The 20,445-nt window shown below is 72.0% G+C and carries 14 protein-coding genes; 11 read left to right on the top strand and 3 right to left on the bottom strand.

The window, feature by feature from the left end:
* Window positions 1-142: 142 nt before the first annotated feature.
* From FM110_RS08650 to ilvD, 4 genes are all read left to right on the top strand, one after another.
* Window positions 143-679: an OsmC family protein gene (locus tag FM110_RS08650; RefSeq protein WP_200810201.1), complete on the top strand. Its 537-nt coding sequence runs from the start codon at window positions 143-145 to the stop codon at window positions 677-679.
* Window positions 680-702: 23 nt separating this feature from the next.
* Window positions 703-1,764 (top strand): acyl-CoA dehydrogenase family protein, encoded by a 1,062-nt coding sequence (locus FM110_RS08645; RefSeq protein ID WP_087104366.1) that lies wholly within the window; start codon window positions 703-705, stop codon window positions 1,762-1,764.
* A complete protein-coding gene (locus FM110_RS08640) occupies window positions 1,755-3,299 on the top strand; it encodes a formate/nitrite transporter family protein (RefSeq protein ID WP_087104365.1) in 1,545 nt (514 codons plus the stop codon). Before FM110_RS08645 ends, FM110_RS08640 begins: the two co-directional genes overlap by 10 nt.
* A gap of 101 nt (window positions 3,300-3,400) precedes the next feature.
* Window positions 3,401-5,233: a dihydroxy-acid dehydratase gene (ilvD, locus tag FM110_RS08635; RefSeq protein ID WP_087104364.1), complete on the top strand. Its 1,833-nt coding sequence runs from the start codon at window positions 3,401-3,403 to the stop codon at window positions 5,231-5,233.
* Between the two features lie 133 nt (window positions 5,234-5,366).
* On the opposite strand, the gene cobA is transcribed toward ilvD, so the two are convergent.
* Genes cobA through nirB form a run of 3 tightly spaced genes read right to left on the bottom strand, consistent with a single transcriptional unit; the run spans window position 5,367 to window position 10,201 of the window.
* Window positions 5,367-7,082 (bottom strand): uroporphyrinogen-III C-methyltransferase, encoded by a 1,716-nt coding sequence (gene cobA / locus FM110_RS08630; protein ID WP_087104363.1) that lies wholly within the window; start codon window positions 7,080-7,082, stop codon window positions 5,367-5,369.
* Complete coding sequence (locus tag FM110_RS08625) at window positions 7,082-7,501, bottom strand: nitrite reductase (NAD(P)H) small subunit (RefSeq protein ID WP_087104362.1); 420 nt, start codon at window positions 7,499-7,501, stop codon at window positions 7,082-7,084. Before FM110_RS08625 ends, cobA begins: the two co-directional genes overlap by 1 nt.
* Window positions 7,502-7,513: 12 nt before the next feature.
* A complete protein-coding gene (nirB, locus tag FM110_RS08620; RefSeq protein WP_087104361.1) occupies window positions 7,514-10,201 on the bottom strand; it encodes a nitrite reductase large subunit NirB in 2,688 nt (895 codons plus the stop codon).
* A 531-nt stretch (window positions 10,202-10,732) separates the two neighbouring features.
* On the opposite strand from nirB, the gene FM110_RS08615 reads away from it, so the two are divergent.
* The 7 genes from FM110_RS08615 to cimA all read left to right on the top strand — a co-directional run bounded on the left by FM110_RS08615 (window position 10,733) and on the right by cimA (window position 20,176).
* Entirely contained in the window at window positions 10,733-12,490 is a 1,758-nt protein-coding gene (locus FM110_RS08615; protein ID WP_234992075.1) for an acetolactate synthase large subunit, read from the top strand.
* A 3-nt stretch (window positions 12,491-12,493) separates the two neighbouring features.
* On the top strand, window positions 12,494-13,072 hold the full coding sequence (gene ilvN, locus FM110_RS08610) for an acetolactate synthase small subunit (protein ID WP_087104359.1): 579 nt from the start codon (window positions 12,494-12,496) through the stop codon (window positions 13,070-13,072).
* Window positions 13,073-13,370: 298 nt separating this feature from the next.
* Window positions 13,371-14,402 (top strand): ketol-acid reductoisomerase, encoded by a 1,032-nt coding sequence (ilvC, locus tag FM110_RS08605; protein WP_087104358.1) that lies wholly within the window; start codon window positions 13,371-13,373, stop codon window positions 14,400-14,402.
* Between the two features lie 175 nt (window positions 14,403-14,577).
* Window positions 14,578-16,182, top strand: coding sequence for a phosphoglycerate dehydrogenase (gene serA / locus FM110_RS08600; RefSeq protein WP_087104357.1), 1,605 nt, complete (start codon window positions 14,578-14,580; stop codon window positions 16,180-16,182).
* Window positions 16,183-16,265: 83 nt separating this feature from the next.
* Window positions 16,266-17,369, top strand: a complete 1,104-nt coding sequence (locus FM110_RS08595) for a 3-isopropylmalate dehydrogenase (protein ID WP_087104356.1) — start codon at window positions 16,266-16,268, stop codon at window positions 17,367-17,369.
* Window positions 17,370-17,441: 72 nt separating this feature from the next.
* Window positions 17,442-18,545, top strand: a complete 1,104-nt coding sequence (locus tag FM110_RS08590; RefSeq protein WP_087104355.1) for a branched-chain amino acid aminotransferase — start codon at window positions 17,442-17,444, stop codon at window positions 18,543-18,545.
* Window positions 18,545-20,176: a citramalate synthase gene (gene cimA / locus FM110_RS08585; protein WP_087104354.1), complete on the top strand. Its 1,632-nt coding sequence runs from the start codon at window positions 18,545-18,547 to the stop codon at window positions 20,174-20,176. The genes FM110_RS08590 and cimA overlap by 1 nt, the downstream gene beginning before the upstream one ends.
* The last annotated feature ends 269 nt before the right edge of the window (window positions 20,177-20,445 follow it).

Raw genomic sequence — 20,445 nt, 5'->3', positions numbered from 1 at the left:
GGCGGATGAACCTCCGTGACCCCGAGCGCCCCATTTCCAAAGAACAGCGATAGGCTCACCTAAGGACACGTTATGTCGAGGAGGGGGCGTGCGCCCTCGAATCGCGCGGCCCCGCCCTCTGTCGCACGAAGGAGAGAAGACCATGACCACGAACATCACGAACCTGGTGGGCATCGACGCGGAGGGGCTGGACCGCCTGTCCTGTTCCGCCAAGGAGGACCCGACCACGGGCCGCAAGACGCTCAGGGCGACCACCGTCTGCGAATCGGGCTTCCGCAACATGAGTTACGTGCGCGATCTCGCGCCCGTGCTCGTGGGTGAGCCCCCGGCGCTGCTCGGCGACGACTCCGCCCCCAACCCCTCCGAGATGGCCCTCGCCGCCCTCGGCTCGTGCATCTCCGTCGGAATGCTCGCCAACGCCACGCACCGCGAGGTCACCCTCACGAGGATCGAGGTCGCCATGGAGGGCGACATCGACATCTCCGCCGTCTGGGGCATCGGCGATGTGCCCGAGGACAAGGTCCCCGGCTTCACCGACGTGCGCTGCACGGTGACGCTCGCGGGCGACACCGACGAGCAGACGCTGCAGGAGATCCACGACAACGCGATCCGCTGGTCTCCCGTCGTCAACACCTTCCGGCGCCCGGTCGAGCTCGTCTCGACCCTCGTCGTCGCCTGATCCGCGTCCTCCAGGAGAGCCCCATGACCGCAGTCCTGAACCGCTCCCGGATCACCGACGCCACACTGGATGCCATCGCCTCCGCGGCGGGCGCCGTGGACCGCGGAGAGACCGCGACCCGCTCGATCTTCCCGACCCTCGGGGCCGAGGGCGTGCTCGACCTCGGGGCCCCGGACACCGGCAACGGCACGCTGGCCGAGATGGCGGGCGTCATCGAGTCGATCGCGGCGCGATGCATGAGCACCGCGTTCTCCCTGTGGGCCACGCGCATGACGATCGAGTACCTCCGCACCGCGGGCACGCCCACCGCGATCGAGCAGGCCGAGCGCCTCGCGACGGGTGAGGTCCTCGGCATCACCGGCATGGCCTCGGCCTTCAAGGACCTCGCCGGCTGCGGCACCCTCGAGCTCACGGCCGACCCCGTCGACGACGGCTTCGTCGTCAGCGGCCCGATCCGGTGGGCGAGCAACCTGTTCGAGGACTCGGTCATGGTTACGGCGGCCCGCACCGCCACGGGCGGCAAGGTCATCGTCCAGCTCCCGCTCGACACGGACGGCGTCACTGTCGGCGCGCCGTTCTCGCTGCTTGCCCTCGGCTCCACGGCGTCCTCCTCCCTGACGCTCGAGGACGTCCGCATCCCGCACGAGCAGGTGCTGACGCAGGACACGGCCGAGTTCCTCACCCGGGTCCGGCCGACCTTCACGATCCTGCAGACCGCGATGTGCCTGGGAGTCGCCGGGACCAGCGTCCAGCAGGCCCGGGAGGGCCTCGTGGGGGTCACGAGCACGTACGCGGCCGAGCTGGACGGCGTGTTCGGCCGCCACACCCTGGCCCGGGCGACCATGCGTCAGCTCGCCGACCGCGTCGGCGGCTCGGCGACTCCGGCGAAGGCCGAGCTGCTCGCCCTGCGCCTGGCCGCGGCGGAGATCGCGACCGACGCGGCGGGCCTCGAGCTGCGCACGGCCGGAGGCAAGGGGTACGCGAGCGCGACGCCGGCCAACCGGCGCTTCCGGGAGGCGGCCTTCATCCCCGTCCAGTCCCCGTCGGAGGGGCAGCTGCGCTGGGAGCTCGCCTCATGCCACTGACGAGCACCCCCACCGCCGAGCATCCCGTTCACGAGGACTGGACGCGGAGCGTGGCCGTGGATCCCACCGTGATGCGCTCGGTGATGGGCGCGTTCCCCACCGGCGTCACGATCGTGACCACCACCCTCGGAGGCCGACCGGTGGGGATGACGGTCAGCTCCTTCACCTCCGTCTCGCTCGATCCTCCCCTCCTGCTCGTGTGCGTCGCGCGGACGGCCGGCACGCTGCCGGCCTTCCGGGTGGGGCGTCACCTCGCGGTCAACGTGCTCTCGCGCAGCCAGGCCTCGCTCGCGCGGCGCTTCGCGAGCCGCGTCGAGGACCGCTTCGAGGGAGTCGATCACGTGCCGGGCCTCCACGGAGCACCCCTCCTCGCGGGCACCTCCGCCTGGGTGAGCGGGTACACCGAGCGGATCTACGACGCCGGCGATCACGTCATCCTCCTGATCCGCGCCGTCGAGCTGCACCGCTCCGAGGAGCAGCCGCTCCTCTACCACTCGGGGACCATGCACGACTGGGTCCCGCCCGAGCGGCTGCCCGAGGGCTCGACGCCCCGCCCAGTCCCTGATCCCGTCCGTCCCTGCCACATCCCAGCCCGGAAGGCCAGCCTCGTGCCCGCTGAGACCGCATCACCGCCCGCGACCGCGCCCCGCGCCCCTGCCCCCGAGGGCGATGTCCGACCCGTGCCCCCGGCCCTCGCGACGGACGCCACCGCCGCGTCGCACCTCGAGCCGTTCGGGATCCCCGAGATGGTCGACCGCGTCGTCGCGGTCGCGCTCGAGAAGGCGCACCATCCTCGCTCCATGCTCGTGCGCGCGCTCATCGGGGGCGCGATGGTCGCCTTCGGGGTGATCCTCTCGGTGAACGTGAGCACCGGGATCACCGTCCCCGGCATCGCGAGCCTGGTCATGGGGCTCGCCTTCGGCTTCTCCTTCGTCCTGATCCTCGTCTCGGGCGCCTCGCTCATCACCGCCGACATGGCCGCTGGGCTCGTCGCGGTGCTCGATCGGCGGCTCGGCGTCCTGTCATACCTGTGCTTCCTCGCCCTGGGACTGGTCGGGAACCTCGCGGGAGCGCTCGCGCTCATCGGGGTCGCCGCCGCGGCCGGCGGCCCCTATCTCACGGAGGGCTTCGCGCGCCGCGCCGCAGCGATAGGGACCGCGAAGGCGGGGGAGGGCCCGGTCGCCGCGCTCCTGCTCGCGGTGCTGTGCACGTGGTTCCTCCAGACCGCGATGTTCCTGTTCTTCAAGGCGCGCACCGACGTCGCCCGGATGGGCTTCGCGTTCTACGGACCGTTCGCGTTCGTGGCGGCCGGCACGCAGCACGTCATCGCGAACATCGCCTTCATCGGGCTCCCGCTGCTGCTCGCCGCGTTCCATCCCGGCCAGGTGCTCGACCCGGGCCTCACGTGGGGCCTCGGTGAGCACGGGATGCTCCGCAACCTCGCTCTGACCACGGTCGGCAACTTCGTGGGCGGCGCCCTGCTGGTGGCGGTCCCGTTCCGCCACGCAGCACGACTCATGCAGCGGGGGCTCTGACCGATGACATCCGGCACCGCTCCGAGGCCGTCGCTGACGAGAGCGCCGGTCGCATGGTGAGCACCCTGTCTCGCATCTCGGTCGGCCGGTAGGATCGACCCATGCCTGCACTCCGCTCCCGCACCTCGACCCACGGCCGCAACATGGCCGGCGCCCGCGCCCTGTGGCGCGCCACCGGTATGGAGTCCTCGGACTTTGGCAAGCCGATCGTCGCCATCGCGAACTCGTACACCCAGTTCGTGCCCGGGCACGTGCACCTGAAGAACATGGGCGATCTCGTGGCCGGCGCCGTCAAGGAGGCCGGCGGCATCGCCCGCGAGTTCAACACGATCGCGGTCGACGACGGCATCGCCATGGGCCACGGCGGCATGCTCTACTCGCTGCCCAGCCGCGACGTCATCGCCGACTCCGTGGAGTACATGGTCAACGCCCACTGCGCGGACGCGCTCGTGTGCATCTCCAACTGCGACAAGATCACCCCGGGCATGCTCATGGCCGCGATGCGCCTGAACATCCCCGTCGTCTTCGTCTCCGGCGGCCCGATGGAGTCCGGCAAGCCCGTCGAGGGCGTCGTCGAGCACCGCCTCGACCTCGTCGACGCGATCTCCATCAGTGCTGACGAGTCCGTGACCGATGCCCAGCTCGCCGAGATCGAGGACAACGCCTGCCCCACCTGCGGCTCCTGCTCGGGCATGTTCACCGCCAACTCGATGAACTGCCTGACCGAGGCGCTCGGGCTGTCGCTGCCGGGCAACGGCACCACGCTGGCGACCCACGCCTTCCGCAAGGAGCTGTTCCTGCGGGCCGGGCGCACCATCGTCGATCTCGCCCGGCGCTGGTACGACGAGGACGACGCCTCGGTGCTCCCGCGGAACATCGCCACCAAGGCGGCGTTCACCAACGCGATGAGCCTGGACGTCGCGATGGGAGGCTCCACCAACACGGTGCTGCACATCCTCGCCGCCGCCATCGAGGGGGAGATCGACTTCGGCCTCGACGACATCGACCGCCTCTCGCGCTCCGTGCCGTGCCTGTCCAAGGTCGCCCCCAACGGCACCGCCCACATCGAGGACGTCCACCGCGCCGGCGGCATTCCCGCGATCCTCGGCGAGCTCGACCGGGCGGGCCTGCTGGACCACTCCGTCCACGCGATCCACGCCCCCGACCTCACCACGTGGCTGGACGCCTGGGACATCCGCTCCGGCAAGACCTCGACGGAGGCCGACGCGCTCTTCCACGCCGCCCCCGGCGGGGTGCGGACCACGCAGGCGTTCAGCACCGAGAACGTGTGGAAGGAGCTGGACACCGATGCCGAGAACGGCGTGATCCGCGCCGTCCCGCACGCCTTCACCAAGGACGGCGGCCTGTGCGTGCTCAAGGGCAACCTGGCCGAGGACGGCTGCGTCATCAAGACCGCGGGCATCACCGAGGACCTCTTCCACTTCGAGGGCAGCGCCGTCGTGTGCGACTCCCAGGAGGAGGCTGTGCAGAAGATCCTGGACAAGACCGTGAAGGAGGGCGACGTCGTCGTCATCCGCTACGAAGGCCCCCAGGGCGGCCCCGGCATGCAGGAGATGCTCTACCCGACGTCGTTCCTCAAGGGCCGCGGCCTGGGCAAGGCCTGCGCGCTGATCACCGACGGCCGCTTCTCCGGCGGCACCTCGGGCCTGTCAATCGGGCACATCTCCCCGGAGGCGGCCGAAGGCGGGCTCATCGGCCTCATCGAGGACGGCGACCGGATCGTCATGGACGTCGACAAGCGCCTGCTGCAGCTCGAGGTGAGCGACGAGGAGATCGCCCGCCGCCGCGAGAAGAAGGGCCCGCTGCCGTGGCGCCCCGAGAAGCGCGAGCGCGAGGTGTCGCAGGCCCTCAAGGTCTACGCCCACCTGGTGCGGTCCGCGACCTACGGGGCCACCCGCCGCCCGCTTCCCTGAGTCCGGCACCTGCGCCGAGCGTCACGCTGGGTGCCGGATCGCGTCGGATCTGAGTCCCAGCGTGGCGCTCGACGAGGCGGTCGGGTGACGGCGGACAGCGCGAGCCCGGGTTCTCGAGTGCGGTCGGGATTGCTCAGCCGCCGATGGCCGCCTCGTAGCGGTCCGCGACGATCTCGGCGATGAGCGGGTGATCGCCCAGGGGCTCGGCCACGATGTCGGCGCCGCAGTCGGCCAGCGCCTTTTGGAAGTGCCCCGGGGCGAGCAGGTAGTTCGCCACGGCGACGCGCCCGCCCGCGGGGAGCCCTGCCCGGGCTGCGGTCACGGCATCGGCGACCGACGGCTGGGCGGCGGCGATGAACCCGATGGACACCTTGCGCCCGAGCTCCGCGGAGAGCAGCGGTAGCATCTCCCGCGCCATCGCCTGACCGGCCCTGTTCCTGGTCCCGGCCACGGCCATCACCACGGCATCGCCCTCGGCGAGCCCCGCCTCCCGCAGACGCTCGGCCATGACGGCCGCCAGGCGCGGATCGGGACCGAGCGGACCGGCCGAGACGGCCCGGTGCCCGGCGATCGCGGCCTCGATGTCATGGCCCACGTGGAAGCCGGTCGACAGCAGCAGCGGCACGACGACGGCCTCGGGCGCGTCCTCGGTCTCGCGGGTGCGCAGCACCTCCACCGGGCCCGCGGTCTCGCGGACCACATCGCCCACCTCGGGCTCCTGCACGTCCACGTACGCCTCGCGCACGACCGTGCCCGGCATCGTCGAGCGCACGCGCATCATGATCGCGCGCACCACATCGCGTCCGGCCCGGTCGCGCGTGCCATGGGCGCAGCCGATCAGGACGGGGGAGGGGCTGACGGGAGCCGTGTCCGCGGCGGCGCCGACCGTCTCCGTCGCGGCCGTGTCCGCACCGGCCTCGGAGACGGCGCGGTCATCGCCGTCGGCCAGGGCCTGACGGCCCGAGCGGCGCAGGCGTTCCGCATCCGCTACATAGTCCAGAGCATCCGGGACGAGGAAGCCCTCGGCGCTCGTGCGCCCCACCGTGATCACGGCCGGGTTCGTCACGCCCTCGCGCTCGACCGCCTCGACGATCGTCGCGAGCGTCCCGCGCACCTCCCGCTGGGAATCCGTGGTCGCGCTCTGGACCACCGCGACCGGGGTCGTCGGGTCGATGCCGTTGAGCATCGCCTGCGCCGCCAGGCGCGGCAGCCACGAGACGCCCATCATCAGCACCGTCGTCGTGCCCGGGTCGCGCAGGGCAGCGAGATCCGCGGGCCCCAGGTCCCCGTGCGCGTTGACGATGTGCAGGGCCACGGCGGTGCCGCGATGCGTCACCGGCACGTCGCCCGCGGCGGGCCCGGCGATCGCCGAGGTCACGCCGGGGACCACCTGCACGTCGATCCCGGCCCTGCGGCAGGCGAGGACCTCCTCGCCGCCGCGGCCCAGCACGAACGGGTCCCCGCCCTTGAGGCGCACGACCCGGTGCCCGGCGCGCGCCTGTTCCACGAGCACGGCGTCGATCTCGCCCTGGCTCATCGAGGGGCGGCCCGGCGTCTTGCCCACCTCGATCACCGTGACGCCCTCGCCGAGCATGCCGACGAGGCCGGCGGGACCGAGGCGGTCGACGACCACCACATCGGCCTGCCGCAGCAGGGCCAGGCCCCGCACGGTGATGAGGTCGAGGGCCCCGGGCCCGCCGCCGACGAGGGCGACGGACCCGGGCGCCAGACGCGCGGGGGAGAGGGCGTCGACGGACAGCGGATCGCCCAGGCGCCCCGCATCCCCGGGGTCGGGCGCGCCGCGCCCCGTGACCCCGCTCGACGCGACGTCTCCGGCGGTATCCGCCATCAGGCGGCGGCGCGCGGCCGCGGCGAGGCGGACACGAGCAGGCGGCCGTCCCGGACCTCGGCGTCGAACACGTCGATCGGCAGCTTCTCGCCGCCGGCCGCGTCGATCACCTCGCCGGTGTCCATGTTCCACACCTGCTTGTACATCGGCGAGGCCAGCGTCGGCACCACGGTCGCGGGCTCATCGCCCTCGCCCGGGACCTCGTGGGTGCCCACGAGGCCGCGCGAGAGGATGTTCGTGCCCGAGTACGGGTCGTGCTGCTGGACCGCGTGGACGCTCCCGTCCTCGAGGAGGAACACGCCGATCTGCGTGCCGTCGGGCAGCAGGGCGGCGGCGCCGCGGTCGATGCTCAGGGCGTCGACGGCGCAGATGTCGACCATCTCGGCGGCGGAGCCGCGATCGGTGCTCAGGGTGCTCATCTCTCAGGCTCCTCAGTTCTCGAGGTCGGCGTCGGCGGTGCCCGGGTGGGCCATGGCGTGCTGGCTCGCGGCCTGCATGGTCGGGAACGTGTCCGTCTCGCCCGGCTGCGCCGGACGCGGCTGGCCGCGCTCGATGACGTAGGCCAGCTGCGGGTCCGACTGATCGGGCGCGTTGACGAACGACACGAACTTCGCGGCGCGCTCGGGGTTGTAGACCGCCTCGGCCCACTCGTCCACGTAGGAGTCGACGTGACGCTGCATGGCCTCCTCGAGCTGCTCGCCGATGCCGAGCGTGTCGTCGACGATCACGCGGCGCAGCTCCTCGATGCCGCCCGGGTACTCCTCGACCCAGCGGGCCGTGCGCTGGACCTTGTCGGCCTCGCGGATGTACAGCATGAGGAAGCGGTCGATGCAGCGCTGGAGGGTGACCTCGTCGAGGTCCTCCGCGAGCAGCTTGCCGTGCGCCGGGGTCATGCCGCCGTTGCCGCCCACGTACAGGTTCCAGCCCTTGTTCGTGGCGATGATGCCGACGTCCTTGCCCTGGGCCTCGGCGCACTCGCGCGCGCAGCCCGACACGGAGATCTTGATCTTGTGCGGGGACCGCAGGCCGCGGTAGCGCTTCTCGAAGGCGACCGCGAGGGTCGTCGAGTCCTGCACGCCGAAGCGGCACCAGTTCGTGCCCAGGCACGCCTTGACCATGCGCAGCGACTTGCCGTACGCGTGCCCGCTCTGGAAACCGGCGTCCACCAGGCGCTTCCAGATCTCCGGGAGCTGCTCGAGGCGCGCGCCGAACATGCCGATGCGCTGGGCGCCGTTGAGCTTGACGTACAGGCCGTAGTCCTTGGCGACCTCGGCGATGACCATCAGCTTGTCCGGCGTGATCTCTCCGGCCGGGATCGCCGGGATCACCGAGTAGGTGCCGTCCTTCTGGATGTTGGCCATCACGAAGTCGTTGGTGTCCTGCAGGGCGCCGAGCTGGCGGCCCACCGGGTTGTGGCGACGGCCCGTGATCGCGCCGAGCGTCGACAGGATCGAGGCGACGACCGGGCGGCAGACGGCGCAGCCGCGCCCGCGGCCATGGGCGGTGACGACCTCGGTGAAGGTCTCCTGGCCGCCCTCCTCCACGAGCTTGAACAACTCGGCGCGGGGCATCGCGAAGTGCTCGCACAGGGCCTTGGAGACGGCGATGCCGCTCTTCTCGAGCTCCTTGTTCAGCAGCTTCGTCAGCGTCGGGACGCACGAGCCGCAGACGGTGCCGGCCTTGGTGCACTCCTTGATCGCGCCGACCGTGTGGCAGTCGTGCTCGGTGATGGCCTCGCGGATCGTGCCCGCGGCGACGTTGTTGCACGAGCAGACCACGGCGTCGTCGGGAAGCTCCGCCCCCGCCATCGCGTCGCCCGCGCCCTCGGGCGCGATGACGGCCGACGGGTCGGCGCCCAGCTCGCGCCCGATGAGGGGGCGCAGGGCCGAGTACAGCTCGATGTCGCCCACGAAGACGCCGCCGAGCAGGATCTTCGCGTCGTCGGACATGACGAGCTTGCGGTAGTTGCGGTGGACCGGGTCCACGAAGGACACCTCGAGGGCGCCCGCGGAGACCGCGTTGACGTCGCCGAAGGCCGCGGCCTCGACGCCCACGCCCTTGAGCTTGGTGCCGTCGTCGGCGCGGTGGTGGGTGCGGTCGCCGCCCAGGAAGGCGTCGACGACCACGTCGGCCATGTCGTTGCCCGGGGCGATGAGCCCGGCGCACACGCCCTCGTAGGAGGCGCACTCGCCGATCGCCCAGATCGACGGGTCCGAGGTCTGGCAGGTCTCGCCGACGATCACGCCGCCGCGCTCGCCGATCGCGAGGCCGGCCTCGCGGGCCACGCGGTCGCGAGGGCGGATGCCGGTGGAGAAGACGACGACGTCCGCGGGGACCTCGGAGTCGTCGGACAGGTGGGCGGTGCCCATGGCGCCGTCCTCGGCCGCCGTGAAGCGGCTCGCGCCCACGCCGGTGCGCACGTGGATGCCGAGGTCCTCGATGAGCAGGCGCAGCATCTCGCCGCCGCCCTGGTCGAGCTGGACCGACATCAGGCGGTCGGCGAACTCGACGACCGTCGTGTCGACCTCCATGTTCTTCAGCGCGGCCGCGGCCTCGAGGCCCAGCACGCCGCCGCCGACCACGACGCCGCGCAGCGGACGGCCCAGGGCCTGCGAGCGGTCCGCGACCCAGGCGGCGAGGTTCTCGACGTCCTCGACGGTGCGGTAGGAGAAGGAGCCGGGGAGGTCCTTGCCCTCGGCGCGCGGCGCCCAGGCCCACGAGCCCGTCGCCAGGACGAGCCGGTCGTAGGGGTGGACGACACCGGCGGCGGTCGTCACCGTCTGCGCATCGCGGTCGATCGCCTCGACCTTGTCGCCGGTCACGAGCTCGATGCGCGGGTCGTCCCAGACGGCGGTGTCCAGGGCGAGCATGCTCGCGTCCTTCCGGGTGAACCAGTTGGACAGGTGCACGCGGTCGTAGGGCTGCTGGGGCTCCTCGCCGATCACCGTGAGGCGCCAGGCGCCCTGCGGGTCCTGCGCCTGCAGGCGGGCGGCGAAGCGGTGGCCGGTCATTCCGCCGCCGACCACGACGATGCGCTGTTCGTCGAGGGACGGCGCGGTGCTCGCGGCGCTGATGAGGGGAGAGGCGTCCAGGGGGGCTGCGGTCTCGGAAGAGGTCATGGGGCGTTCCTCGAACCTTCTGTCGTCGGGGCGGGGGCGTCGTCCTCGAGGGTAGGCGGAGCGCCTGACAGACGGGAGGACCTTCGCCCTCGCCGCGCCACGCGGCATTTGCCTTCCGCGTCCCGTGCGACCAAGGTCACCACGGCCCGTGCGGTGCGCGGGGGGCGGCGCGTGGAGAGCCAGCCCGGGGCAGGGAGCGACGGCGGGGGCGGCGCAAGAGCCGGGCGTGGCGGGCGACAGGTGCGACGCGACGGTCCCGGGCGGTGCGGAGGAGAGGGATCGGGCGGGCCAATGATCCGGCGGGTCCGCCGGATCCGCGGCGTCCCGCATCGTGGACGGCCCCCGTCCGCCCTGCGGTGAGGGCTACGATCGGGGCATGGAGATCCTGGTCCTCGTAATCCCCGAGCGCGGCTGACGCCCGTTCGCCCTCACGAGACGTCCTCCGCGCACCCCTCGCCAGCCCATCGGGCCGAGGGGTTCTTTCATATCCGGCCCCAGATGGCGACCACCCACGACGACGAAGGAGTACCGATGACCTCATCTCGAGTCACCGGCGCGCAGTCGCTGATCCAGTCCCTCGAGCACGCCGGGGCGGACGTCGTCTTCGGCCTCCCCGGCGGTGCGATCCTCCCCACCTACGACCCGCTGATGGACGCCGCGCACCTGCGCCACATCCTGGTGCGCCACGAGCAGGGCGCGGGCCATGCCGCGAGCGGCTACGCCCACGCGACCGGCGAGGTGGGCGTGTGCATGGCCACCTCCGGCCCGGGCGCGACCAACCTCATCACGGCGATCGCGGACGCCCAGATGGACTCGATCCCGCTCGTCGCGATTACCGGGCAGGTGGGCTCCTCGTTCATCGGGACCGACGCCTTCCAGGAGGCCGACATCGTCGGCATGACGATGCCGGTCACCAAGCACAACTTCCTGGTCACCGACGCCGCCGACATCCCGATGACGATCAAGCAGGCCTTCCACATCGCCTCGACGGGCCGGCCCGGGGCTGTGCTCGTGGACGTCACCAAGGACGCGCAGCAGGCGATGACGGACTTCGTGTGGCCGGACGAGCTGGGCCTGCCCGGCTACCGCCCGTCGCCGCGCCCGCACCAGCGGCAGATCCGCGAGGCGATCTCGCTGCTGCTGCAGGCCAAGCGCCCCGTCTTCCTCCTCGGCGGCGGCGTGATCCGCGGCCGGGCGAGCGAGCAGGTGCGCGAGCTCGTGGACCTCTCCGGCGCCCCCTTCGTCACCACGCTCATGGGCCGCGGAGCCCTCCCGGACTCCCACCCCGCCCAGCTGGGCATGCCCGGCATGCACGGCAGCGTCGCGGCGGTCTCGGCCCTGCAGCGCGCGGATCTCATCATCGCGATCGGCGCCCGCTTCGACGACCGCGTGACCGGTCGCCTCGACTCCTTCGCCCCGCACGCGGCCGTGGTGCACTGCGACATTGACGCCGCGGAGATCTCCAAGAACCGCACCGCGGACGTCCCAATCGTCGGCGAGGCCCGGGACATCGCCGCGGGCCTGGCCGCCGAGCTGCGCGAGCGCCTCGCCGAGCGCGACGACCGCGACTACGAGGCCTGGTGGTCGTTCCTGTCGAACCTTCGCGAGTCCTATCCGCTGGGATGGACGCAGACCGCGGACGGCTTCACCGCCCCGCAGAAGGTGATCCAGCGCCTCGGCGAGATCTCGGGCCCCGAGTCGATCTTCGTCTCGGGCGTCGGCCAGCACCAGATGTGGTCGGCGCAGTTCATCGACTACGAGCGACCCAACTCCTGGATCAACTCCGGGGGACTGGGCACCATGGGCTACTCGGTCCCCGCGGCCATGGGCGCCAAGGTCGGCGCCCCCGACCGCACCGTGTGGGCGATCGACGGCGACGGCTGCTTCCAGATGACCAACCAGGAGCTGGCGACCTGCGTGATCAACGAGATCCCGATCAAGGTCGCGGTCATCAACAACAGCTCGCTGGGCATGGTCCGCCAGTGGCAGAACCTGTTCTACGACCAGCGCTACTCGCACACGGACCTGAACACGGGCCACGGGACGCGCCGCATCCCCGACTTCGTCAAGCTCGCCGACGCCTACGGCTGCGCCGGGCTGCGCTGCGAGCGGGACGAGGACATCGACGCGACGATCGAGAAGGCGATGGAGATCGACGACCGCCCCGTGGTCGTGGACTTCACCGTGAGCGCCGACGCCATGGTGTGGCCGATGGTGCCCACCGGCGTCTCCAACGACGAGATCCAGATCGCCCAGGGCATGACCCCCGAGTGGGAGAGGGACATCTGAACCATGCGCACCACCATCGGAAACGGACACTTCGTCGGATCGACGGGCGCCGCGCGCGCCGCCGAGGTCCTGCCGGACACGCACACCCTGTCGGTGCTCGTCGAGAACAAGCCGGGCGTGCTCACGCGCGTCGCGGCCCTGTTCGCCCGGCGCGGCTACAACATCTCCTCGCTCGCGGTGGGCCCCACCGAGCATCCGGAGATCTCGCGCATCACCGTCGCGGTCGATGTCGCCGAGCAGCCGCTCGAGCAGATCACCAAGCAGCTCAACAAGTTGGTCAACGTGCTCAAGATCGTGCAGCTCGAGCCGCGCCAGACGGTCGTGCGCGAGCTCATGCTCGTGAAGGTCACCGCCGACAGCTCCTCGCGCACCTCCGTCCTGGAGGTCGTCCAGATGTTCCGCGCCAAGGTGGTCGACGCCTCCTCGGACGCGGTCACGATCGAGGCGACGGGCGCCGAGGACAAGCTGCGGGCGCTGCTGAGCATGCTCGAGCCCTTCGGGATCCGCGAGATCGTGAAATCCGGAGCGGTCGCGATCTCCCGCGGCGGGCGCTCGATCACCGACCGCACGCTGCTGTCCTGACCCACTCCGCCGCGCCGCCCCGCCACGGCGGGCGCCGCGACGCCGCCCGGTCCCCGCGCGAACCGCGAGGGGACCGGATCGCGGACCGACTTCTCATCGAGTGAGACGGTACGGGCTACGATGGCACCGCACCGGTCGCGCTCGCCGACCAGGGCCTTGTCGTACGGCGACACCGCCTGTTCCGGATCGCCCGATCCGCACGGCCTGCACCACCGCACGGCCTGCACCACCGCACGACCGACCCGCACGACCCCACCGCATCGGCCCCCGATGCACCACGACGCTGAAGGAGCACCCCGTGGCAGACATGTTCTACGACGACGACGCCGACCTCTCGATCATCCAGGGCAAGAAGGTCGCGATCGTCGGCTTCGGCTCGCAGGGCCACGCCCACGCCCAGAACCTCCGCGACTCGGGCGTCGAGGTCGCGGTCGCGCTCCGCGAGGGCTCGAAGTCCGCGCCGAAGGCCCAGGAGGAGGGCTTCGAGGTGATGAGCGTGGCCGATGCGACCGCATGGGCCGACGTCATCATGGTCCTCGCCCCCGACCAGAACCAGCGCGCGATCTTCGCCGAGTCGATCAAGCCGAACCTCGCCCCCGGCAAGGCCCTCGCCTTCGCCCACGGCTTCAACATCCGCTTCGGCTACATCGAGGTCCCCGAGGGCGTCGACGTCATCCTCGTCGCGCCCAAGGCCCCCGGCCACACCGTGCGCCGCGAGTTCGCCGCCGGTCGTGGGATCCCGGACATCGTCGCTGTCGAGCAGGACGCCTCCGGCAAGGCCTGGGACCTCGCGCTCTCCTACGCCAAGGGCATCGGCGGCACCCGCGCCGGCGTCATCCGGACCACCTTCACCGAGGAGACCGAGACCGACCTGTTCGGCGAGCAGGCCGTGCTGTGCGGCGGCATGAGCCACCTCGTCCAGGCGGGCTTCGAGACGCTGACCGAGGCCGGCTACCAGCCGGAGATCGCCTACTTCGAGGTGCTCCACGAGCTCAAGCTGATCGTCGACCTCATGATCGAGGGCGGCATCTCCAAGCAGCGCTGGTCCATCTCCGACACCGCGGAGTACGGCGACTACGTCTCCGGCCCCCGCGTGGTCACCGACGAGACCAAGCAGGCCATGCGCGCCGTCCTCGCCGACATCCAGTCCGGCGCCTTCGCCACCCGGTTCATCGAGGACCAGGACAAGGGCGCGGTCGAGTTCCAGGAGCTGCGCGAGAAGGAGGCCGGCCACCCGATCGAGACGGTCGGCCGCGAGCTGCGCAAGATGTTCTCGTGGTCCCAGGATGCCCAGGACGACGACTACACCGAGGGCTCCGCGGCCCGCTGAGCCCGCACCCCTGTCGACCGCCCGGCCCGCTGCATGCGGTCCGGGCGGTTCGCATCTCAGCCTGCGACCACGATGACCGCATCGCGGGACCGTGGCTAGGCTGAATCCGTGCCCGTGACGCAAACCCCCGCGTGACGCACACCCCCACCTGCACCGCCCTAGCTGGAGGCCCCGCGTGTCCCGTCCCGTCGTCCTGATCGCCGAAGAGCTCTCGCCCGCCACCGTCGAGGTGCTCGGATCCGACGTGGAGGTGCAGCACGTGGACGGCACCGACCGCCCCGCCCTCCTCGAGGCCGTCGCCGAGGCCGACGCGCTGCTCGTCCGCTCGGCCACGAAGGTCGACGCGGAGGTCTTCGCCGCCGCGCGCCGCCTCACGGTCGTCGCCCGCGCCGGCGTGGGCCTGGACAACGTGGACGTGCCCGCCGCGACCTCGGCCGGTGCCATGGTCATCAACGCGCCGACCTCGAACATCGTCTCGGCCGCCGAGCTCGCCGTCGCCCTGATCCTCGCGAGCCTGCGCAACATCGGCCGCGCCGACGCCTCCATGAAAGCCGGCAAGTGGGAGCGCAAGGCGCTGAACGGCACCGAGCTGCTGGACAAGACCGTCGGAGTCGTCGGCTTCGGCCGCATCGGCCAGCTCGTCGCCGAGCGTCTGCGCCCCTTCGGCGTGCACCTGCTGGCCTACGACCCCTACGTCTCCCAGACCCGCGCCGCCGAGCTCGGCGCCCGCGTGGTGGACCTGCCCGAGCTGATGGCCTCCGCGGACGTCCTGACCGTCCACATGCCCCGCACCCCGGAGACCATCGGCCTCATCGGCGCCGAGGAGCTCGCGCTCGCCAAGCCGTCCCTGCACGTCGTCAACGCCGCCCGCGGCGGCCTCGTCGACGAGGAGGCCCTGTACGCGGCGCTGTCCGAGGGGCGGATCGCGGGCGCCGCCCTCGACGTCTACTCCGCGGAGCCGCCCTCGACGTCCGAGACCGCGAAGAAGCTCCTCGAGCTCGACACCGTCACGCTCACCCCGCACCTGGGGGCCTCGACCGTCGAGGCCCAGGAGAAGGCGGGCGTCGCCGTCGCCAAGTCCGTGCGCCTCGCCCTGGCCGGGGAGCTCGTCCCCGACGCCGTCAACGTCGCGGGCGGGGCCATCCACAAGGCCGTCCGCCCCGGCGTCGCCCTCGCCGACCGGCTGGGCCAGGTCTTCACGGCGCTCGCGGGGGAGGCCCCCGAGCTCCTCGAGATCGTCGTGCGCGGCGAGATCGCCCGGCACGACGTGACCGCGATCAAGCTGTCGGCGCTGCGCGGCCTGTTCCGCTCGATCGTCACCGAGCAGGTCAGCTACGTGAACGCGCCGGTCCTCGCCGAGGAGCGCGGTATCCGCGTCGACCTCGTCCAGGACGAGGCCTCCGAGCGCTTCCGCAACCTCATCCAGGTGCGCGGCACCCTGCGCACGGGCGACGTCGTCTCGGTCTCCGGCACGCTGGCCGGGGTCGAGCAGGCGCACAAGATCGTCGAGATCGGCGGGCACGACATCGACACCCCGCTGTCGGACCACCTGATGGTCCTGCGCTACGAGGACCGGCCCGGGCTCATCGGCCGCTACGGCGCCCTGCTCGGCGAGGCCGACGTGAACATCGCCGGCATGGTCGTCTCGCGCGCCGGCGACACCGGCTCGGAGGCCCTCGTGGTCCTCAACCTCGATCAGTCCGTCAGCCCCGAGCTCGCCCAGCGCGTCGGCCAGGAGATCGGCGCCCTGTCCTGCCAGAGCGTCGACGTCACCTACTGACGCCCCGCAGCACCGACCAGCACGCACATCAGCAGCACCGGAAGCGCCGGAGACCGGCGCCCGTCCCGCGAGGAGATCGCTCCATGACCACCGCGACCACCGCATCGGCCCCCGAGGCCGCGGCGACCGACAAGCCCGCGACCGACAAGACCCTGCGCCTGGCCGTCATCGAGGGCGACGGCATCGGCCACGAGACCGTGCCCGAGGGCCTGAAGGTCCTCGACGCCGCGCTCGAGGGCTCCGGCATCACCGTCGAGACCACCCCGTTCGACCTCGGCGCGGGCCGCTGGCACCGCACCGGGGAGACCCTCACCGAGGAGGACATGGCGGCGCTCGCCGAGCACGACGCCATCCTGCTGGGCGCCGTCGGCGACCCGGACGTCCCCTCGGGCGTCCTCGAGCGCGGCCTCCTGCTGCGTCTGCGCTTCGGCTTCGACCACTTCGTGAACCTGCGCCCCACCCGTCTCGTGCCCGGCGTGGTCTCCCCGCTCGCCGACCCCGGGGACGTCGACTTCGTGGTCGTCCGCGAGGGCACCGAGGGCCCGTACGTCGGCAACGGCGGCACCATGCGCGAGGGCACCCAGCTGGAGGTCGCCACCGAGGTGTCGCTCAACACCGCCGTCGGCGTCGAGCGCGTGGTGCGCTACGCCTTCGAGCAGGCCGCCAAGCGGCGCGGGCGCCTGACCCTCGTGCACAAGCACAACGTGCTGGTCCACGCGGGGCACCTATGGCGCCGCATCGTCGAGCAGGTCGGCGCCGAGCATCCCGACGTCGCCGTCGACTACCTGCACGTCGATGCCGCGACGATCTTCCTCGTCACCGACCCGGCGCGCTTCGACGTCATCGTCACCGACAACCTGTTCGGCGACATCCTCACCGACCTCGCCGGCGCCATCAGCGGCGGCATCGGCCTGGCCGCGAGCGGCAACATCAACCCCACCGGCGCGTTCCCCTCGATGTTCGAGCCCGTCCACGGCTCGGCGCCCGACATCGCCGGACAGGGCATCGCCGATCCCACCGCGACCGTGCTGTCGGTGGCGCTGCTGCTCGAGCACCTGGGACACGACGCCGCCGCCGACCGCGTGCGCCGCGCCGTCGACGCGGACCTCGCCGCCCGCACCGACGCCGCGGCGCGGTCGACCTCCGAGATCGGCACCGCGCTCGCCGACGCCGTCCGCGCGCTCTGACGCCCGTCGCATCCGGCGCCGCACGCATCTGAGATCCTGTTCCCGTCCCACCCCGCCAGCCAGGAGGCTCCCGTGACCGCATCCTCTCTCTCGTTCCCCCAGCAGGATGCGGCCCGCCGCACGTCCGACGCCGACCGCGCCCGCATCCTCGCCGCGCCCGGCTTCGGGGAGCACTTCACGGACTTCATGGCCCACGCCCGCTGGCGGCGCGACGGCGGCTGGGGCGACGACGAGGTGGTCCCCTTCGGCCCGATCCGGATCACGCCGGCCGCCGCGGTGCTGCACTACGCGCAGGAGATCTTCGAGGGCCTCAAGGCGTTCCGCCACGCCGACGGGTCCGTGTGGACCTTCCGGCCCGAGAAGAACGCCGAGCGCTTCGCCGCGAGCGCCCGCCGCCTGGCCCTGCCCGAGCTGACGGTCGAGGACTTCATCGCCTCGCTGAAGGCGGTCGTCGCCGCCGACGAGCCCTGGGTGCCCGTCGTCGACGAGACCTCCGAGGCCTCCCTGTATCTGCGCCCGGTCATGTTCGCCTCCGAGGAGTTCCTGGGCGTCCGCGCGGCGCACATGGCCGACTACTACGTGATCGCCTCGCCCGCGGGCGACTACTTCCCGCGCGGCGTGCAGCCGCTCGTCGTGTGGGTCTCCGAGTCCTATGCGCGGGCGGGCAAGGGCGGCACCGGCCAGGCCAAGTGCGGCGGCAACTACGCCTCGTCGCTGCTGGGCAAGTACGAGGCCGCCGAGCACGGCGCCGACGAGGTCCTGTTCCTGGACTCCGAGACGCACACAGCGATCGACGAGCTCTCGGGCATGAACGTCTTCGCGATCACGAAAGACGGCGAGATCCGCACCCCGGCGCTGACCGGCTCGATCCTCGAGGGCGTGACGCGCTCGTCGATCCTGCGCCTGGCCGAGGACCGCGGCCTGCGGCCCGTCGAGACGCGCCTGGTGATGAGCGAGGTCCTCGAGTCCCTCGCCTCCGGGGAGATCGTCGAGATGTTCGCCTGCGGCACCGCCGCCGTGATCACCCCGATCGGCGCCTTCCGCTTCGACGGCGGCGAGCAGGTCGTCGGCGACGGCGGCTCCGGGGAGCACACGCTCGCGCTGCGCCGCGAGCTCACCGACATCCAGTACGGGCGGATCGAGGACCGCCACGGCTGGCTGACCCGGCTCGTGTGATGACGAGCGCGACCGCACCGGGGACCCCCGGCGGCTTCCACCTGTACGACACGACGCTGCGCGACGGGTCCCAGCAGGAGGGCCTGACGCTGTCGGTGGCCGACAAGCTGGCCGTCGCGCGCCTGCTCGACGAGCTGGGCGTGACGTACATCGAGGGCGGCTGGCCCGGCGCCGTGCCGCGGGACACCGAGTTCTTCGCGCGCGTCGCGACGGAGCTCGATTTGCGCACGGCCCGCCTGGCCGCGTTCGGCGCGACCCGCAAGGCGGGAGTCGCGGTCGGCGACGACCCGCAGGTCCGCGCCCTGCTGGACTCCGGGGCCGGCACGATCACGCTCGTGGCCAAGTCCGACCTGCGCCACGTGAAGGCGGCGCTGCGGACGAGCGGCGAGGAGAACCTCGCGATGGTCCGCGACACCGTCGAGCACCTGCGCGCGAGCGGGCGCGAGGTGTTCGTCGACGCCGAGCACTTCTTCGACGGCTTCCGCGACGACCCCGACTACACGACCTCCGTGGTCGTCGAGGCCTTCGGCGCGGGGGCGGCCGTCGTCGTGCTGTGCGACACCAACGGCGGGATGCTCCCGCACGACATCGCGGCCATCGTCGACGATCTCCGCTCGCGCCTCGCGGCCGCGGGCCTGCCCGACGCCCGCCTGGGCGCGCACACCCACAACGACTCCGGCTGCGCCGTGGCTAATGCGGTCATGGCCGTCCACCACGGGATCACCCACGTGCAGGGCTGCGTCAACGGCTACGGGGAGCGGACGGGCAACGCCGACCTCATCACGATGCTCGCCGACCTCCAGCTCAAGATGGGCCTGGAGCTCGTCGACGCCGAGACCCTGGCGGAGGCCACGCGCATCGCCCATGCGATCGGCGAGATCTGCAACATGGCCGTCCCCTCGCGGGCCCCGTACGTGGGGGCGAGCGCCTTCGCCCACAAGGCGGGGCTGCACGCCTCGGCGATCCGCGTGGACCCGGACCTGTACCAGCAGATCGACCCGCGGGACGTGGGCAATGACATGCGCATGATCATCTCCGACATGGCCGGGCGCGCGTCGATCGAGCTCAAGGGCCGCGAGCTGGGCTTCGACCTGGCGGGGGAGGGCGACCTCCTGGGGCGCCTCGCCGCCCGCGTCAAGGCCCGCGAGGCCGAGGGCTACTCGTACGAGGCCGCCGATGCCTCCTTCGAGCTGCTGCTCCTGGACGAGATGGGCGAGCTGCCGCGCTTCTTCGACGTCGAGTCGTGGAAGGCGAGCTCGCACTTCCTGCGGGACGGCGCGCTCGAGACGGAGGCCACGGTCAAGGTGCTCGGCATCGGGGATGCCGCGGAGCGCTCGGTCGCGCTGGCCGAGGGCAACGGCCCCGTCAACGCCCTCGACCTGGCCCTGCGAGGGGCCCTGCGCACCGTGCATCCGCAGGTCGACGAGTTCGAGCTGCTCGACTTCAAGGTCCGCATCCTCGACGCCCACCATGGCACCGATGCGACCACGCGCGTGCTCGTGCGGACCTCGGCGTGCGGCATCGAGTTCCAGACCGTGGGCGTGGGCCCGAACCTCATCGAGGCCTCGTGGGAGGCCATCTCGGACGCCTACACCTACGGTCTGCACAGGGTGACGAGCCAGGCGGCCTGACGCTCCGCACATCGTCTCTTCCCGCCTCGTCCCCTCCAGCAGCGTCCCTCCCCGTCTCATCCCTCCGGGCCGGGGCGCGGGCCGGGAGGCCGCATCGACACGGAGACGAGCGGGACGGGGTCGACCGTGCCGGATCACGGTCGCGCACCCGGAATGCGCAGAAGGTCCCGGCCCACGGTCCCCGAACGGGTCCACTCTGACGGTGCGACGGTCATCGGGATCGTCCGCACGGCTCCGCACCCGCCGATGCGGCCGCCGGAAGCCCGCTG

The sequence above is a fragment of the Brachybacterium nesterenkovii genome, from assembly GCF_900163655.1.
Lineage (GTDB): Bacteria > Actinomycetota > Actinomycetes > Actinomycetales > Dermabacteraceae > Brachybacterium > Brachybacterium nesterenkovii.
Note: the sequence above shows the minus strand (reverse complement) of the source record. Positions and strands in the feature narration are given on the sequence as shown.

Excerpts from the sequence above, each read along its gene's own strand:
- FM110_RS08650 (WP_200810201.1), top strand. The coding sequence starts at position 143 with ATGACCACGAACATCACGAACCTGGTGGGCATCGACGCGGAGGGGCTG.
- FM110_RS08645 (WP_087104366.1), top strand. The coding sequence starts at position 703 with ATGACCGCAGTCCTGAACCGCTCCCGGATCACCGACGCCACACTGGAT.
- FM110_RS08640 (WP_087104365.1), top strand. The coding sequence starts at position 1,755 with ATGCCACTGACGAGCACCCCCACCGCCGAGCATCCCGTTCACGAGGAC.
- ilvD (WP_087104364.1), top strand. The coding sequence starts at position 3,401 with ATGCCTGCACTCCGCTCCCGCACCTCGACCCACGGCCGCAACATGGCC.
- cobA (WP_087104363.1), bottom strand. The coding sequence starts at position 7,082 with ATGGCGGATACCGCCGGAGACGTCGCGTCGAGCGGGGTCACGGGGCGC.
- FM110_RS08625 (WP_087104362.1), bottom strand. The coding sequence starts at position 7,501 with ATGAGCACCCTGAGCACCGATCGCGGCTCCGCCGCCGAGATGGTCGAC.
- nirB (WP_087104361.1), bottom strand. The coding sequence starts at position 10,201 with ATGACCTCTTCCGAGACCGCAGCCCCCCTGGACGCCTCTCCCCTCATC.
- FM110_RS08615 (WP_234992075.1), top strand. The coding sequence starts at position 10,733 with ATGACCTCATCTCGAGTCACCGGCGCGCAGTCGCTGATCCAGTCCCTC.
- ilvN (WP_087104359.1), top strand. The coding sequence starts at position 12,494 with ATGCGCACCACCATCGGAAACGGACACTTCGTCGGATCGACGGGCGCC.
- FM110_RS08595 (WP_087104356.1), top strand. The coding sequence starts at position 16,266 with ATGACCACCGCGACCACCGCATCGGCCCCCGAGGCCGCGGCGACCGAC.
- cimA (WP_087104354.1), top strand. The coding sequence starts at position 18,545 with ATGACGAGCGCGACCGCACCGGGGACCCCCGGCGGCTTCCACCTGTAC.